Below are 16,465 nucleotides of genomic sequence, written 5' to 3' on the forward strand. Positions count from 1 at the left end.
CCTGGCTGACCTGTAATCTCGACGCCTTCAAGGCCCACTGCAAAGCCCACCGCGAATACTGGCAGTGGGTCGAGTTAAGAAACGAAGAGCGCTTCGAAACCAACACCGCCCACAACCGCGGCTACGATTCGAAGAACCTGATGCACACCCTGCGTCTGCTCGACCAAGCCATCGAGATCGCCAACACAGGAAGCATCATCCTTCCCCGACCTAACAGCGACTGGCTGAAGGAAGTCAAAAGCGGCGCCTACAGCTACGACGAACTCCTTGAAATCGCCGAAGAAAAACACGCCGCGATGGAAGCCGCCTTTGACCTCTCATCTCTGCCAGACAGCCCAAGCCGTGAACGAGCTACCGAGATCCTGCTGGAAATCAGGAGACAGTTTACACCCGCGGGATAACCCAGCCTCGACTTTCGCTGAGGATGTCAAATCTCCCACGCATCTCTCACAAGCGTTCCGTCCGGTCCTTGCGGCATTGATCAATGAACGCCAACACGTGGCATGGAGAAATTACACTGAGTGAGCTAACCGGTGCGATGCTACAAGCTTTTCGATTCCCTTATCACCCATCGACAGCTGTCACGCCGCTGGCCGAGCTGCTGTCGCCGTTTACAAGTAGAGTCCCTCCTGCATCTGAGTCGTGCCGACATTGGTGTTCGACCCTCGGAAAATCACGAGCAGGATTGCCACCGCCATAGGAACTGGATAGGTGAAGTCGGCAGAAGCGGAGGAACATCGACCTCAGAGCGGTTTCTCGCGGAGGGCGAAGAAGCGGACCGGATCCAGCCCCAGTACACCAACAAGCGTATTCGTCCCGGTGCCTGAGGCCGGGATATTCCCATATACCGTCACCCCGTCATCATAGACCTCCCAAGTCTCTGGAGATGTGGAGAGATCCGGACTGCTGAGCAGGTCGTAGCCCATCCCTTCCGCACTCCCCCATGAGAAGTCTAGGCCACCACCTGATCGTGAGATTATCAGTTGGAGCCCGCCATCTCCCGGAGGACCCGTGATGCGATCTCCGCTCAGCACGAGGTTGTCAATCCCGTAGCCTCCGAAAGTCCCTCCCACCGTCGACTCGAGGACGATGGTGATGGTAAGGGTGCTTCCTGTCCCGGAAATACTAGGGACGAAGGTCTGAAACTCATCCGTGAGATTTCCCGCAGGTAGGCCATTGACGGTCGTGCCCCACGAAGCGGAACGGCGAACCGAATCCCCGCCTCGATCAAACGGCTCGAAGAAATTGTCTAAATTCGCCAGACCTGCCTGAAAGATCGTGGCTGGCGATCCATCGTCAATCGTGTAGGAAACACTCGCAAGCCGATTGGTGGTAACGCCACCCGACATGACCCAGTCGAGAGACAACTGCAAATTATTAAAGCCCGTGATGTCGAAAACGTAGGTCAAAACCCCGTTCGCACCATTTCGATACATCCCGAAGAAACTGTCGCTCTTGGCTTCGGAGAGAAAGCCGAGATCATCCGCCTCGTTCAAGGCAACAACACCACCCGCGCTCACGGAGGTGTCGATCATACCTGGAAACACCAGATTCTCGCGGTTGACGACCGCGAACGTGTTGGCGGCATTGTTGACCCCGTTGGTGATGGTACGGGAGACATAGTCAGTCCCTTCAACGCTGGTATCGAAGTCATCGGACCCGATCGTTTCGGCAGAAGTGATAGGGGTGGATACGGCGAGCAGCCCGCTCAGGCTGATGAGCGCGGCAAGATTCTGAATTGATTTGAATGTCATGGATGGATTTGGGGTTCGAATCGAATAAATTTTCGCAACAAAGTGCGACAATGCAAGAATGCCACCACCCCATAATGACAGGGTAAAGGCCATCGGATTGGTAGGATATAAAAACTCTACCCGCTCCGACGAACGGGTCGGCAATTGATCTTACTCGGGAACAGCGTCCCACTTGGAGATCTGAGGAAATCAGCTTCTCCGGCGGCGTGAAAACAGGAAACCAATGCCTCCGAGGAGCATTGTGGAAGTGGTAGGCTCTGGAATCGGCACAATGGTGCCTTCCAGAATGAAGTTATCGACAGAATAAGGTTCGACCGGATCCGGAGTAACTGTATCACGGAGTCCGAATCGAATTTGGATGACATCCCCATTGACCAATCCGGTGATGGCGTCTGGATCAACATCACCCGCCGCGATCGATCCGCCCCCCGGAACCTTGTCAAAAGTCTGGTTCGAGGTGAAGGGAAACTCATCCACCCGAGCAGCATTGCCACCCACTGCATGAGTCAAACTGTAACGACTTCCTGTGTTGTAATACTGCCCCGTGAAATCGATGGCAAATCTATCAATCGTGATCGTCTCACCCGCACCCAAACCTCCCACGGTGAAATTGAAGAAAACTGCCTGAGCGACGTTTCCATTCGTGCCAATCAAGGTGGTGTCGGAGACTCCATTACCAGTCCCGAGAGACCACTGGCTGCCGAAGTTCAGATCGCTGGAGCTGCTGCCACTGAGAACAGTGGTGACGGCGGCAGTCGAGAAATCATAATATGCCAAGGTGACGGCATGAGCCGAAGTGGCGATGAAAGTTGCGCTAAGTGAGAGTAAGACTTTTTTCATGGGTTGGATTTTTGTTCCATCTCCATGATCCCACTAAATCCCCCCACCTGTCTACCCCGTCTTTAGAGGGTAAAACCGGCACTGCCTTCGACATGCAGGAGAATTTACCGCGGCTTGGGAGCTCGCCCGCAAGATTCTCCAGCTTGAACAGCAGCCCAAGCCTACCCGAACCTGCTCATCGACACCGCACGGACCCAAAGGATTAGAAAAGCTCAGCAGCCTCATGGCGATCCAGCGCCAATGTTGAATCCCACCGAAAGTTCTGAATTCAGTTCAACCTTACTCCTGCTCCGCTCCCATATGCCAAAACCGTTTAACATCCCGTGGGTCTAAGGGCATGCCCGCATCAAACAACTCTCTATCGGGCATGACCCACTCGGCCCTCAAGGCAGCCGGTCCCCAAATATTACGATGATCTCCCGCCCAAAGGCGCAAAGTCCTACCGTTGACACTTCCATCGAAATTGAGAAGATCAGCGGAACGCCACCTCCGGTTTTAAGGACGTAGGATGACTCGGTCGCACGGCTACGAAATGGACCCAGCACTGATAGAATTCGGCTGGAGGATTTTTATGATTGAGATCGGAATAGATGTAGCAGGAGAACTTTAGTTCATGAGAACAAAAATTAAAACAAGACGGATGGACGGATTCTGGAGAGCACTCTTTCTTACTCGTCTTCTTATGCTAGGCGCTGGCTCATGTGCGGCGCCGGCTCTGATGGCAGCGGAGCAGCCTTTATATGAGATGCAGAAAGAAGCTGAATCGGAGGTTATCTGGACTCGAACGACGATTCCGGCCAACGGCAAAGTAGACTTGGCCGATCTGAGCGGTGAGGGCGTGATATCCAGTCTCTGGTGCACCTTTGACGTGAAGGTTCGCGAGAAGTACAATTATCTGGGGCGCGCGATCGTGATCAACATGTACTGGGATGATGCCGAAAAGCCTGCCGTCTCAGTACCCTTGGCGGACTTCTTCGGGCAACCCCTTCAGGTTCAGGGGACTGACAATGCGCTGTTCAATTCTTCCAACGGCTGGGGCCTTTTTAACTCACTCATCCCGATGCCCTTTCGTTCGTCGGCTCGCATCGAACTCGTCAACGACTCCGATATCCGTTGCATCTTTTACTATCAGGTTAATGTGAATTACAAGAAGCTCTCCGACGACGCCCTTTACCTGCACGCCTACTGGAGCCGGCAGACAGGGGTTGGCTTTAGGGATCAATTTACGGTTTTACCTGAAGTCCAGGGTCAGGGGCGCTATCTCGGGACAACATGGGGCATCATTCAGGATGATGTTCAAAAACGATGGCCGTGGTATGTCCGGCCAGTGAAGATTGATTTTGACGACAAAAAGAACAGCACAAAGCCTGATGGTTCGAGTATTGAAGTTGGCACCCTGGATGACTATCTCGGGTCGGGTTGGTGGTCAAGTGAGGCAACACCTGGATCTTATTCGTTTCCCTACACGGGGCGTTCCTACGTTAGTGTTGATGACCAGAATCGATTGTCTGTGGTTTGTTACCGATATTACATCATTGACCCGCTATGGTTTCACAAAAAAATATCAATGCAGATAGGCCCTCATCTTTCCAAGAAGATCAAGGAACGCTCCTCGGACTGGAGCACGACGGCCTATTTTTACCTCAATAAACCGGAGAATAATCTGCCTGCCATTCAGGACACTACCATTCGAACCTTGGGTTTTTAGACCTTCTGAACCCTCGAAACCCATCACATCCACCGTTCCCCTCCAACAGGATCGCCCTCACTACCGCTCCACTCCGAAACGCCAAAATCGCCTGGCTTCCGTCGGGTCTACCGGAATCGCCACATCACGTAGCTCGCCATCGGGCGTGATCCACTCCGGCTGCAGCGTGACAGGATCCCAGCGGCCAAGGTTGTCACCCGTCCAGAGCTGCAGGATGCTGCCGATCACACGGCTGTCGTAGGTATAGGTAAGCACGGGGCTGGCGCCAAGGTGCAGCCTCGGGAGGTGGTCGGAGCCGGCATCAGAGATGGTCGGATCAAGCGCCAGCCACTGCTCGACGATATTGGCAAGCCCATCACCTTCCGGGTCGGCCTGTGGCTGGGCGTCCTTGCCAGTGAGCGAGGGATAGCCTGCCATGAACTCCGAAAAACTCTGGCCTGCTGAATTGTCCTGCCCCCAGGTGATGGAACTGGCTGCGGGGTTTCCCGGATACCAGACCGCCGTGCAATTTTCGAACACTCTCTCGTATCGGTCGGCGTATTCCACGGCATCGGATAGGGGCTCTCCAAGTGCGTAGCCATATTCCGGATGATTCGGAATGTCATCGATCATTCGATGATCATACCCGGAGCTGTCCCAACGGAAGAAGGTGTAGTCATTCGCGACGATGAGATACGCTGCGAGCGCATCTTCAAAATCCTCGCCACCCCGACAGATGATATATTTGTCCGTGGCGACATCGAGCAAGGTGTCGATGAGCAGTTTTCTCTCCGCCGTGGTATCGCAGGGAAAACTGAGGAAGGCTTCGACATAGACGCCATCAGCATGATCCAGATATTCCGGCCCAGCCTGAATCGTCGTATCAAGAACGCGGAATCCGTTGAAGATCACGATTCCATTCAGGGCATCCATGGCGGCCTTGACTTGAGCACCGTATCCGGCGACGTCGGTTTTGACGACCGCATCGACGAAGACTCCGGAAATCTGGGCAATCTCAGGCGCTGCATCGACCATGCCGTTGGCAACACCCACCCACCAATCGGTGAACTCCGGGTTGCTCCACTTCCATTGGAGAGTCCCCGGCCATGATCTTCCATGGGGTTCAACAAAATCCTCTCCGGCATTCAACGCGGCTGCGGAGGATTCAAAAACGTCTTCATAAGGAAGCGCACTGTTCCAATAGAAGAGCACCTCGATGTCGCTATTCCGGTCATGGTAAACCTTTGAGGAAACCCTTGAGGCCTGTTCCGTACACAAGGAAGTGCCCCAGTAGTCTCGGGCATGCCGCTTCTCTGTCGTGAACAGGTGAAAGTTCTGCTCGATGATATCGAGCTGGCTGTTGTTCCAGCCGGACCCGATTCCCGAGCCGATGTTGTAGGCATGGCCGTAGAGGCGCACCTTGCTCCAATCGGCTGGTACGATGGGCGCACCGTGCAAGAAGTTAGCCAAACACAGCAACGCTGGGGCCATCACGGTTCTAAGCCCGAGTCGTCTCCTGCTACTGGTTCTTCTTCGCATGAAAATGGGATTCCCGAGTGCCTACTTGTGAATCGGAGGCAAAGTGGAGAACAGTCCGGCAGGCAGGCCTTCCTTGTTGTAGAGATTCGCCTTGGTCGGATTCGGTTGCCAAGCAAAGCGGACACCTGTGGGGGATTTCACACCGGGGTGGGAGATCTCGACCTTATCGGGACCGATGATCCTAGCGTCCGCCCATCTCCAACCGCTATCTTCGTCACAGATTTCAAATCCCTCCAACGGGGCGTCGATGACTTTCGCGGGTTTGGTGAGCGACTTTTCGGCAATCACAAGGCCGCTTCCACTGTGATCGAAGGTCACCACCATGACGCTCCCCTTCTTCTCATGGGAATGATAGAGCGGTCCGGCCGGAACGATGTCTGTTAGACCGTAGGTCTTGTGAAGAGCCCACTTCGAAAGGCGCAGGCCGACGTCGTACTTGTTCCTCGGATGAATGTCCTTTTCCTGGCCGACGTCATTGAGCACAGCCATGCCGGTATTCGGGATACTTGTGGAGGCGAGGCGGATCTGGTTGCTGATGGTGAGCCAGTTGTTCTTTTCGTTGATCGGTTCCTCTTTTGAAGTCCAGTGGTTGGCAAGTTGGCAGAAGTAGAAAGGAAGGGCCGCGAGTCCCCATTCCTTCCGAATGCCGGAAACGAGCATCTCAAGCATCGCGCCATATTGGTGGGCGTGGTTCTGGTTGTGCGATTCGCCCTGATACCAGATCACCCCACTAATGGCATAGGGTACGAGCGGATGGATCATGCCGTTGAAGATGGTGCCGGGCCTGCTGGGTGAGTCGGCCGTGGGAACATCCGGCTTGCGTGGCGGGCGTCCACGCCCACCAGCGGCCTCCCACCCGACCATCGCTTCCTGGTACTTCTTCTCCTCTGCCGCCGGGTCGTAAGCGGCGATCCTCGCTTTCATGTCAGGCATGGTTTGCTCGTAGCCTGCGCGATAGCTTTCGTTTGCCAACCACGCGGAGGGCGGAATGAAGGGGTCGATGCGCTGCGCCCCCCAAGAGACGTTAATGACTCCCACGGGGCGGTCGAGCTTCTCACGGAGTTCCTTGGCGAAGTAGTAAGCCGTCGCCGAGAAATCGCCCACCTTGTCAGTTGTGGCGGACTGCCAACTCCCGTTGAAGTCACGTTCTCCGGAAGCGAAGACAGCACGCTTTTCGACCAGAAGGTGGCGAAGGTAGGGATCGTCGGCATTTCGGATCTCCCTGGCGTTGAATGCGGTCACGGCTTCGTAACCGGGGTCTTTGGTGCGACGCGCCATCGATGACAGCGTGCTCTCCATGTTCGACTGGCCCATGCACAGCCACACTTCGCCAACGAGAACCCTCCGAATTTCCCGTGATTCGCTTCCGGCCTTCACGATCATCGTCTTCTCGTCGTAGGAGGCCGCGACCGGATCGAGAACCACGGTCCATCGTCCTTCCGAATCGATCAAGGTGGACTTGGATTGGCCGGAGAAAGTGACCGATACCTTCATCGCCGGTTCCCCCCAGCCCCAAACCGGAATTCCCTCGCCACCTTGGAGCACGGCTCCGTCGGAAAAGACGGCGGGCATTCCGAGATCCGCATGGGCTGACGGAATGCTCATGCCGGTCATGCCGATGGCGAGTAGTCTTGAAAGTAACGTCATGAATCTCAGTTGGGGAGGGAAGAGAATGGGCGTGCGATTTGCTGATTCACCCGATAGACGGCAGTTCGTAACCGCTTCGACGAGGGCGGCTTTCCATGGCTGCTGCGCCGGGATTGCCAACGACGGTTTCAGCCGCGGGGTCCCATCGAAGCTCTTGGCCAAGACGTTCCGCAATCGCGGCGAGCTGGCAGATCGTCGCCGAACGGCGGCCGACCGTGGCCGGACAGATCGTCGGCTCACGTGACTTGATCGAATCGATAAAGTTCTTTCGGTGATCCTTTGACTCCATGACCTGAGTGTCACGATCGGTGAAGCGATGACGCACCAGTTCCTTCGGCATGGTGGCGATCTGGCCACGGCTGACATGCACCTCACCCTCGGTGCCGATGAAACGTATCATGTGGCCGTGGTCGGGCTTCCGGTCGCGCCAGACGGTAATTCCATCGGCATAACGGTAGTGGTGATATTCCGCTCCCCGGAAGCCCTTGGGAACGAACTCGACCGGCCCGGTATCGTCACGACCCAGCGCCCATTGGACGATGTCGAAATGGTGCGCGCCCCAGTCGCCAAACTTTCGGCTACCATAGTCCCAGTAGCAGCGCCACCCGCCCCCATAACTGCTTTTCACTCGGTTCTCCGAATATTCGTAGAACGGGGTAGGCCCCAGCCAGCGATCATAGTTGAATCCATCCGGCACCGCAGCAAACTCCTCCTTTTCAGGCGGCTTAGGGAATTCCCCAAGCCTGCAGTAGACCTCCTTCACCTCACCGATCAGGCCATTGCGGATCAGATTGGCTGCGATCCGGAAGTGCACGGTCGAGCGCTGCTGGGATCCTACCTGCACGATTCTTCCATACTTCCTTTCAGCCTCCACCATGAGCTTCCCCTCTTCAATCGTGAGAGTCATCGGCTTCTCCACATAGACATCCTTGCCCGCCTTCATCGCGGCGATCGCGATCGCCGCATGCCAATGATCAGGAGTCGTCACGCACACTGCATCAATGTCGGGATTCGCGAGAACCTCCTCGAAACGTGATGTGGCGAGGATGCCCTGGTGCCCCCTGCTCTTGAGGATGTCCACCGCCTTGTCGACCTGCTGCTTTCTGAGGTCACACACCGCGATTGGCTGCACGTCCTTCATCCCGGCAAAGGTCTTGAGGTGACCGTCGGAGATCAGACCCATCCCGATGAATCCTATTCCGATCCGGGAAGCGGCTCCCGCCTTGTTGGCATTACCCAATGTTTCCGCCCGGACGATCTGGGGTCCCGCCATCGCCGCCCCGGCTACGGCGATCGACGTTTTGAGAAAGTGGCGGCGCTTGATTCTTGGTGGTGGCTCCATGGCCTGACGATACTAAGCGAGGAATCCGCATTCGAGCTACCCTGTTTTCATAGGGCGGCTGTAATCCTCTTAGGATGACGCACGGGTTTCGCGATGTTGAGGAGGCACCCCCTAAAATAGACTGCTCCACGACTTGTGTCCGAATCTCCGGCTACCTACCTGTCCTAGGATAACCTTGGAAACGATTCTAAAAACACCAGCTCGACATTACCACGCAATACACGGACGTCCAAACGGATTCGCCCTGATCATCGTCCTGTCCCTCTCACTCCTTCTTGTCCTGCTCTGTCTGGGATTGCTGTCCCTCAGCCAAATCTCGCTCCGCTCGAGTTCGCAAAACAAGCATCGCTCGGTGGCGCGTTCGAATGCTCGATTGGCCTTGCTGTTAGCGATCGGCGAGCTTCAAAAGGCCGCAGGAGCTGACACCCGGATCACAGCCTCTGCCGAAGCGGTCGCCGGGGTCAATGGCCCCTCCCAGCTTACGGGCGCATGGCGGTCCTGGGAAGGTCAGGATCATGATCCTGAAAGCGGCCTGCCAACGAGTCCCGACTATGCCTCAAAGCTCACTCGTTCCCAACCCGCCGACTCCGGCTCGAACGGGCACTTCATCACTTGGCTCGTTTCTGGTCCAGAGCGTGGAAATGATGCCGCCTCCCCACCTGAGCTGAAAGCAGGAGCTGGAACCACCCCCCTTCTCTCAACGGGCAGCCTGAAACCGGGAAGCGAGAAGGAGGTTCACCTGAGAGCGACTGCAGTCGAAGATGGAGGAAGAATCGCGTGGTGGATCCAGGGCCAGAATTCCAAGGCCCTCGTCACCCCACCTGAAGCCGAACCATTAGACTCCCGGAGCTGGAGCCGTCGACTGGCCTCCCACGGGCGTGCCGAGGCGAGCGACTTCGGATTCGGCGAGCCTGAAGAACTGGCATTGGCGGCTTCCTACAAGAGCCTCGATCTGATGTCCAACTCCCTGGCACACGGTTCTGGCAGAACCGTTACGACCGAGTACTTCCATGATATGACGAACTGCTCACGGGGGCTCCTGACAAACTCGGCCAACGGCGGCTGGCGGCGGGACCTGTCCCTGTTCTCGGAGCTTGCCCACCCGTCTTCGGACAAGCTGCCAAGAAGCGGACTGGCGGTGTTCTCCAGGAAACCCGGGGAGGAACACGAGGCATCACTCAGAATCAGAGACGGTGGAGGGAAGAACGGAGCGATCTACCCATGGGCGACGGGCACGGAGGATTCGATGAGCTGGAACGCCTTGGTCGACTTCATGACCCTTTACAAAAAAGTCCGGCGGACTCCGAACGGAGAGCCTTACCTTGAGGCCTTCGATCCAACCACTCCGGACAACAGCGATGATCTCGCCGACGAGATCATGATCAGCCCCGTACTCGCGCGTAAGCACTGGATATTCTCCTACTGGTCGGTTCCGCAGGGAAACTTCTTCAACCCGCGCTTGATCAACAAGAATGTCATGACCTTCTGGAACCCCTACAACGTCGCCATCCAGTCCCGGGGAACTGGGCCCTACTACCAAGGAAGGCGGGAGGAGTCATACCCACGTTTCCACTTCGACATCAGCGTTGGAGGTGAAACCCGCTCCATTTCGTTGCAGAAAATGTTCAACGGTGACCAGCCCAACACCAGGGTTATCGTGGAGTTCGACGAAAGCAGTGATACCCTCTGGAAACCCGGAGAGTCCAGAATCTACAGCAACTCCGGATCCTATTCCAGGATTACAGCAACCCAGCAAGTCATCCGCGTACGGCCCGGATACCAGCCCGACGGAGGTAGCTACCGCGCATGGGACGGATATCCTGCGAGAAAAGGTCAAGACGAGGTAATGTCAGCCAGTATCCGCAATTCCGCGCCCGGCGACAGGTTCGAGTTTCATATCGACACCACCTTCACCGAAGGTTCCTCGAACCTGAAGAGGCAGGAGTTCTCAATGCCGTCGGCGACCTTTTCCGAAAAAATCCCGATTCCCACCCTGAACAACCGCAAGGCTCTGAAGCAGGTCGCGGGCGAAGGCAACGAGTTCCCCTTCGCAACCATTGTTTTCGGTCTACGAGACCTGCTCGCCGCGAACATCAGGACGAAAGGCTACATCAACACCAAGCCGATCCTTTCCTACGGCAGGGCGAATGGAGATGATTCCCTTGAGGACAGCTCCTATGATCTTCGTGTTTATGGAACCACGAGCTTCAACGCGCCGGAGATACCGAGTTCCGACGACGACCTGAGTTTTGGTAACGATCACAGCGGCTACGTCGGGACCTCGCACACCGCGCAGTTCGGAATTCCCCGCTGGGCGATCACCGAGCTGCCAACCCAGCCGCTGCTTTCGCTCTGCGAACTTCAGCATTTTGATATCGGATTCAACAATCCGCTTCCACCACGCGTAGCTCACCCTTTGGGCAACAGCAATGCGACACCAAAAATGCGACCCGAGGTCATGAAGCGTCCGGGGCTCACCGCCTACGACCATAGCTACGCGAGCAATCATCTGTTTTTCGACGACTGGTTCATTTCCTCGATCACACCCGACGGCAACGGAGCCGACCTGAGGGAAGTGCTCGCCGGCCATCTCACCGGCGAATCCCCGCTGCGAAACTCCAACTACCGCCCGGCCATCATTCTCAACGATTCCGCAGCCGAGGATACCGCAGACGAGATGCTCGACGATGAGGATGCATGGCGGAAGGTGGCCGCCGGACTGGAAGTCGAAGGCATGTTCAACATCAACTCGACGTCAAAGAACGCATGGTCCGCACTGCTGAAGAATCAGAAGAACTCCCGGGTGCCGACAATCAAGATCAATCCGTCGCAGGCGGGTTCCTGGGAAGCCGAACTCGATTCGACAAACAACAATCCTTTCAGCCGGACGTCGGTGGTTTCCAGCGGCGATGCCACGCCACCGGACAACTCGCTGCTGGTCGAGCCTTTCGACATGACGGACACGCAGATTGATGCGCTCGCGGAGGAAATCGTCGAGCAGATCAAGAAGCGCGGGCCCTTTCTTTCCCTGTCGGAATTCATTAACCGCCAACTTGGCACCGATGATGATCTGGCACTCGCAGGTGCCGTCGAATCCGCACTCGTGGAACTGTCAAAGTCAGCTTCTACGGAAAGGAATCCCTACTCCGCCATTCAGAAATCCTTCCCGCAACAAGCCTCGCAGTTCAGTGATAGAAACGAAATTCATGCCTATCCTGAGGCCGCCGAAGGCTCTGCCGTCTACGGCACGCCTGGCTGGGGAAGGCAGGCGGATATCCTCAGACCGATTGCACCGATCCTTTCCGCACGGGATGACACCTTCATCATCCGTGCATACGGAAGCTCGGTTGAACCGGGCACTGGCGATATCAAGGCCCAGACATGGTGCGAAGCGATAGTCCAACGAAAGTCTGCATATGTCGACTCGACTGACCCAGCGACCGGCTCGGTCGATCTCTGCCCGGCAAACAAGACCTTCGGACGAAAGCTCGACGTCATCTTCTTCCGCTGGCTCTCCGCAGAGGAAGTCTAAATCCGGATTCCTGAATTTTGAGAACCTTCATCATCATCGCCACGGCACTTTGCACCCTTATACCGCTGCGTCAGGCATCAGCCGATCGCACGGCCCAGATTGTCTTTATCGAGGCAGCGCCGAAAAGCCCCGCCAAGACGGTGGCTCACCTACCCGACGGAGCTACTCTCGAGATCGAATTGGCAAGGCACAACTTCTCGGAATCCTTCAGTATGCCATCGGGAAACCTGGAGCTTCGGTTCCTTGCAGCCGCACTTCCCAGGGAAGCCGGGATACCGGAGGGCGCTCCATCTGTTAGAATTCCTGAAAGCTGGAAGAAAGTCATTCTGCTGGCCGTTCCGGATCCCGCGAACAAAGTCTTCCCGGCCAGATTCCATGCAATCAACGCCAACCCCTCGGAGTGGAATGTCGGCGAGACCCTGTTCATCAACTTCACTGATAGGCACATTGTGGGAACCTTCGGAAACAGAACGCTGAAGCTGAAGCCCAAATCGAGAGTCATCGAGAAGGACGCGTCCAATGGCAAGAGCAGCTACCCGGTAAGGCTCGACTCTGCCAACGGAGACGGGATCAGAAGCGCGGCCAACCCCCTGATCCGGCAAACTTGGAGACATTACGGAGACTTGCGGCAACTGGTGTATTTCCATACCGCCGCCACCGGAAGCGTCAGCTACCGTTCGTTCACCATCCATGACCTATAGTGGAAATCGGAGGAAAGGACTTCTCAAGAAACATAATGTTCAGTTTCTTAGGAGCGCTCAGCCCGGCTCTACCTTCAACAATATGGCGAATACCGAAAGATCCCTACCGGCAATCACCACTCTTTTGACCATTGGCATCAGCTACCTGGTGACGATACGGGCAAGCGCAGACGAACTCGGGGCAAAAAGCCTCGTCAACCGGTTCCAGGAAGCGTCGCTCTCAGAACTGGAAGCGCGGAAGAAATATGTCGAGGCCAAGCTGGATGACCTGCCCAGAAGCAGCATGCGCAGCGGCAGTGGTTCTATCGGCTACCGTTCGAACGGGTTCAGCTCTGAAGACCAGGAGTTGTGGGTCGAGATCCACCTCGATCAACCATCGGTGATCGATCAAATCGTTCTCGTTTCCACCATCTGGCGGAGCATGACCGATGGGTTCCAGGCGGATGGATTTCCCTCGCGATTCCGGATTCGGGCCGGAACGGATGATGATCCCGAGGGTCAGATCGTCGCTTCATTCACCGAGGATGACGAGCTCTTGCCTAGGGTGGCACCGGTCATTGTTCCGGTGAATTCACTCATGGCATCCTGGGTGCGAATCGAAACTCAGCGCCTCTCCCGGCGGGCAATCGACAACCGGGCCGCACTGCAGATGTCGGAAATCCTGCTATTCAGCGGACCGATCAATGTCGCGCTTCATCAACGGGTGTCCGCTACATCAAGTCAGAACATCGTGCCCTTCGCATGGCACGAGGATCACCTCGTCGATGGCTACATGCCTTATCTCGTCAACTCCGCAAAAGGCGGTCAAAGCGTCGCATACATTAGCTCCATCGTCGACCGGCCGAAAATCATGCTGGATCTTGAACAGGACTACCCGCTCTCCGAGTTGCACCTCCATACCGTCGAGCAGGGAGACACCGTGCCGCAGGCCTACACCGGCACTTTCGGAATTCCCCAGCACCTTCGGGTCACCGGATCGAAAAGCGAGGACTTCGCGGACTCAGTCCTGCTATATGAGCTCTTTCCCGAAAGCCGGACTGAATACGGTCCAGTCATCATGAGCCGCTTCAATGAAGTCTCCGTTCGCTACGTGAAATTCGAAGGCGATAATGAGATCGATACGTCGGTCGGCCAACTGGAAAACGAACGATTGGGCTTTGCGGAGATCGCGCTCTATTCAAAGGGAACGAACGTGGCCCTCGGAAAAACCGCTACGGCAAACCACAGTCCCAATTCTCCCGGACGCCTGATCACCGCACTGACGGATGGAATGAACCTCTACGGGGAAATCCCGCCCTTGCGTGACTGGCTTGAGAACCTCGCCTACCGCCACAAACTCGAAACGGAGCTCCCTTTGATCGTCGCCGAGTTGGGAAATCGCTATGATCGCCAGAAATCCAGGTTGTCGCTCATGACTTGGATCGCTGCGATTTTTGCAACTTCGATCGGCTTCATCATGCTGATAGAGAGGAATCGACGAATGAAGCAGGCAGATAAGATTCGTCGCCGCATCGCCGCCAATCTACACGACGAGCTCGGAGCGGATCTCCACGCCATCGGCCTCCTCGGCGATCATGCGATCAATGTGGTCGATTCACGGGAAGAACTCATCGACACCGCGAGGCGTATCCGCTCATTGACCGAAGAGACCGGAGCCACCGCCCGACATTGCACCAATATGCTCGAATCAGGCATCGAAGGAGCCAACTTCATTACCGAGATGAGGCGGGCGGCATCCCGCCTGATGGACGACACCAACTATCATTTCAGTGTGGAAGGGGCCCAATATCTGACGAGGCTCAAACCCAGAAGGCGGATCGATCTGATGCTTTTCCACAAGGAGTGCCTGATGAACACCATCCGGCATTCCGATGCCACCCAGGTAAGGTCGAAATTGTCCGCTTCTCAAAAAATGATCCTTCTCGAAGTTGTCGACAACGGGATCGGTTTGGAGGGACGAGTCCCGCCCTCCCTAAAGCGCAGAGCCAAGCTGATGCGAGCCGAGGTCACCTGCGCCCAGCCGGAGACAGGAGGGAGTCGAATCGTCTTGTCTCTAAGGCTGAGAAAATTCCAAGGTCTGCTATGAAATTCCCCTTGAAGGTCTTTTTGATCGAGGACAGCCCGAAGTACCGGGAAGTGATCGATCTTTCGTTCCGCAGGCACGAGAAGATCGACATCTGCGATCAGTTTGGAACGGCCGAGAAGGCTCTTGCAGTGCTGGGGAAGCTGCCACCGGAGAAATTGCCGGATGTCATTCTGCTCGACCTCAACCTACCCGGGATTTCAGGAATCGAAATGATACCAAAGCTCAAGCAACTTGCTCCCGAAGTAGAGATCCTCATCCTAACTCAGTCCGAGCGTGAGACGGACATTTATAACGGCATCACGCGCGGGGCCTCAGGCTACTTGCTGAAGTCCGCGACGATCCGGGAGATTGAGGATGGAATCCTCAGCGTGGCCGCAGGTGAGGCATCACTTGATCCGGGAGTCGCCAAATACATCCTCAAATCGATGAAGCAGCTTCATGAACCCGGGGCAACCGTGAGGAGTCTGTCTGCCCGCGAACTCGAAGTCCTGCAGCTGCTTGCCGAAGGTCTGGTCCAGAAGGAGATAGCACATAGTTTGGAGATTGGCGTGACCACCGTGGCCTATCACATCAAGCACATCTACGAGAAGCTCAATGTCCAGAATGCCCCAGCGGCTGTCGCCAAGGCGTATCAATCCGGAGTTTTCCGGCAGGGTCCCGGGCTATCCTAGGGAAGCAATCCGAAAATCCCTGCACCGTTTTGGGCTGCAGATCGATGGTTCCCTCAATTTTCTTCGAGATGATCAGTTCAGGGCTGCTGCGTGCTCTCCTGACTCCGGCAATACTCACGATCGTAGAGCGCGAACACCGGAGAACCACAACGAAGGCTGCCACTCTCAATGCCTAACAGGAGGCTGGCGGAGGCCGGGGGCGGCAGGTTCGGCCGCCAGACCAAACGCCGCCTCCGCACCCCCTAAAATAGATCATCAGTTTCTTACTCCAAGGCGTTATAGTGCCCAGCCAGCCCGAAACCGGAACGACCTCAAAACATGCGTATCGTCACCAGAGCCTCCATCATCCTTGGCTTCCTCACCACTTTCACCGCCGGCCTACCCGCCGTAGAGTCAGGAACCAGGCCCACCAACCGACCCATCTCGGAAGCATCGTTTCCCGAGTTCTCATGGGACCGCGTCCCACTATACATGCACATCCGCAAGGATGACTCCTTCTCGCCGGAGGAAATCGCCTTCATCTCGAAGTTCCCTCTCATCGTAACAGTTTAGCTGTTTTTTTGATCAGGATGAATTGCTGAAAAGGACGTCCTGAGCTTTCGCGGCGGTGCCGGTCAGGAGGCTGCGGAAGAGATCGAGGACGGAGCTCTGCTGGAGTTTTGCGGT

11 protein-coding genes and 1 pseudogene are annotated in these 16,465 nt (G+C 56.1%); 7 read left to right on the plus strand and 5 right to left on the minus strand.

Annotated features, from left to right (window positions below):
* Positions 1-401, plus strand: a pseudogene (locus WBG04_RS18195) (nucleotidyltransferase); the annotation flags it as partial.
* A gap of 342 nt (positions 402-743) precedes the next feature.
* Here WBG04_RS18195 and WBG04_RS18200 read toward each other — a convergent pair.
* Together WBG04_RS18200 and WBG04_RS18205 are read right to left on the minus strand one after the other, a co-directional pair.
* Complete coding sequence (locus tag WBG04_RS18200) at positions 744-1,754, minus strand: hypothetical protein (protein WP_424316136.1); 1,011 nt, start codon at positions 1,752-1,754, stop codon at positions 744-746.
* Positions 1,755-1,943: 189 nt separating this feature from the next.
* On the minus strand, positions 1,944-2,594 hold the full coding sequence (locus WBG04_RS18205; RefSeq protein WP_424316137.1) for a PEP-CTERM sorting domain-containing protein: 651 nt from the start codon (positions 2,592-2,594) through the stop codon (positions 1,944-1,946).
* Positions 2,595-3,207: 613 nt separating this feature from the next.
* On the opposite strand from WBG04_RS18205, the gene WBG04_RS18210 reads away from it, so the two are divergent.
* Complete coding sequence (locus tag WBG04_RS18210) at positions 3,208-4,302, plus strand: DUF2961 domain-containing protein (protein WP_424316138.1); 1,095 nt, start codon at positions 3,208-3,210, stop codon at positions 4,300-4,302.
* 60 nt (positions 4,303-4,362) lie between these two features.
* Here the strand turns inward: WBG04_RS18210 and WBG04_RS18215 are convergent, their stop codons facing one another.
* The 3 genes from WBG04_RS18215 to WBG04_RS18225 all read right to left on the minus strand — a co-directional run bounded on the left by WBG04_RS18215 (position 4,363) and on the right by WBG04_RS18225 (position 8,809).
* Positions 4,363-5,739, minus strand: coding sequence for a putative glycoside hydrolase (locus WBG04_RS18215; RefSeq protein ID WP_424316140.1), 1,377 nt, complete (start codon positions 5,737-5,739; stop codon positions 4,363-4,365).
* Between the two features lie 102 nt (positions 5,740-5,841).
* Positions 5,842-7,467 (minus strand): sialate O-acetylesterase, encoded by a 1,626-nt coding sequence (locus tag WBG04_RS18220; RefSeq protein WP_424316141.1) that lies wholly within the window; start codon positions 7,465-7,467, stop codon positions 5,842-5,844.
* A gap of 46 nt (positions 7,468-7,513) precedes the next feature.
* Complete coding sequence (locus tag WBG04_RS18225) at positions 7,514-8,809, minus strand: Gfo/Idh/MocA family oxidoreductase (protein WP_424316142.1); 1,296 nt, start codon at positions 8,807-8,809, stop codon at positions 7,514-7,516.
* Between the two features lie 352 nt (positions 8,810-9,161).
* On the opposite strand from WBG04_RS18225, the gene WBG04_RS18230 reads away from it, so the two are divergent.
* The 5 genes from WBG04_RS18230 (at position 9,162) to WBG04_RS18250 (ending at position 16,351) form a co-directional block, all read left to right on the plus strand.
* On the plus strand, positions 9,162-12,341 hold the full coding sequence (locus WBG04_RS18230; RefSeq protein WP_424316143.1) for a hypothetical protein: 3,180 nt from the start codon (positions 9,162-9,164) through the stop codon (positions 12,339-12,341).
* Between the two features lie 17 nt (positions 12,342-12,358).
* Complete coding sequence (locus WBG04_RS18235) at positions 12,359-13,042, plus strand: hypothetical protein (RefSeq protein ID WP_424316144.1); 684 nt, start codon at positions 12,359-12,361, stop codon at positions 13,040-13,042.
* Between the two features lie 82 nt (positions 13,043-13,124).
* Positions 13,125-15,128, plus strand: a complete 2,004-nt coding sequence (locus WBG04_RS18240) for a sensor histidine kinase (protein WP_424316145.1) — start codon at positions 13,125-13,127, stop codon at positions 15,126-15,128.
* Positions 15,125-15,799, plus strand: coding sequence for a response regulator (locus tag WBG04_RS18245; protein WP_424316146.1), 675 nt, complete (start codon positions 15,125-15,127; stop codon positions 15,797-15,799). Before WBG04_RS18240 ends, WBG04_RS18245 begins: the two co-directional genes overlap by 4 nt.
* Before the next feature lie 318 nt (positions 15,800-16,117).
* Positions 16,118-16,351 carry a hypothetical protein gene (locus tag WBG04_RS18250; RefSeq protein ID WP_424316147.1) on the plus strand — a complete coding sequence of 78 codons (234 nt, stop codon included), beginning with the start codon at positions 16,118-16,120 and terminating at the stop codon, positions 16,349-16,351.
* The last annotated feature ends 114 nt before the right edge of the window (positions 16,352-16,465 follow it).

This window comes from Haloferula sp. (assembly GCF_049672945.1).
Lineage (GTDB): Bacteria > Verrucomicrobiota > Verrucomicrobiia > Verrucomicrobiales > Akkermansiaceae > Haloferula.

Coding starts and splice junctions, on each gene's coding strand:
- WBG04_RS18200 (WP_424316136.1), bottom strand. CDS start 1,754: ATGACATTCAAATCAATTCAGAATCTTGCCGCGCTCATCAGCCTGAGC.
- WBG04_RS18205 (WP_424316137.1), bottom strand. CDS start 2,594: ATGAAAAAAGTCTTACTCTCACTTAGCGCAACTTTCATCGCCACTTCG.
- WBG04_RS18210 (WP_424316138.1), top strand. CDS start 3,208: ATGAGAACAAAAATTAAAACAAGACGGATGGACGGATTCTGGAGAGCA.
- WBG04_RS18220 (WP_424316141.1), bottom strand. CDS start 7,467: ATGACGTTACTTTCAAGACTACTCGCCATCGGCATGACCGGCATGAGC.
- WBG04_RS18225 (WP_424316142.1), bottom strand. CDS start 8,809: ATGGAGCCACCACCAAGAATCAAGCGCCGCCACTTTCTCAAAACGTCG.
- WBG04_RS18240 (WP_424316145.1), top strand. CDS start 13,125: ATGGCGAATACCGAAAGATCCCTACCGGCAATCACCACTCTTTTGACC.
- WBG04_RS18245 (WP_424316146.1), top strand. CDS start 15,125: ATGAAATTCCCCTTGAAGGTCTTTTTGATCGAGGACAGCCCGAAGTAC.
- WBG04_RS18250 (WP_424316147.1), top strand. CDS start 16,118: ATGCGTATCGTCACCAGAGCCTCCATCATCCTTGGCTTCCTCACCACT.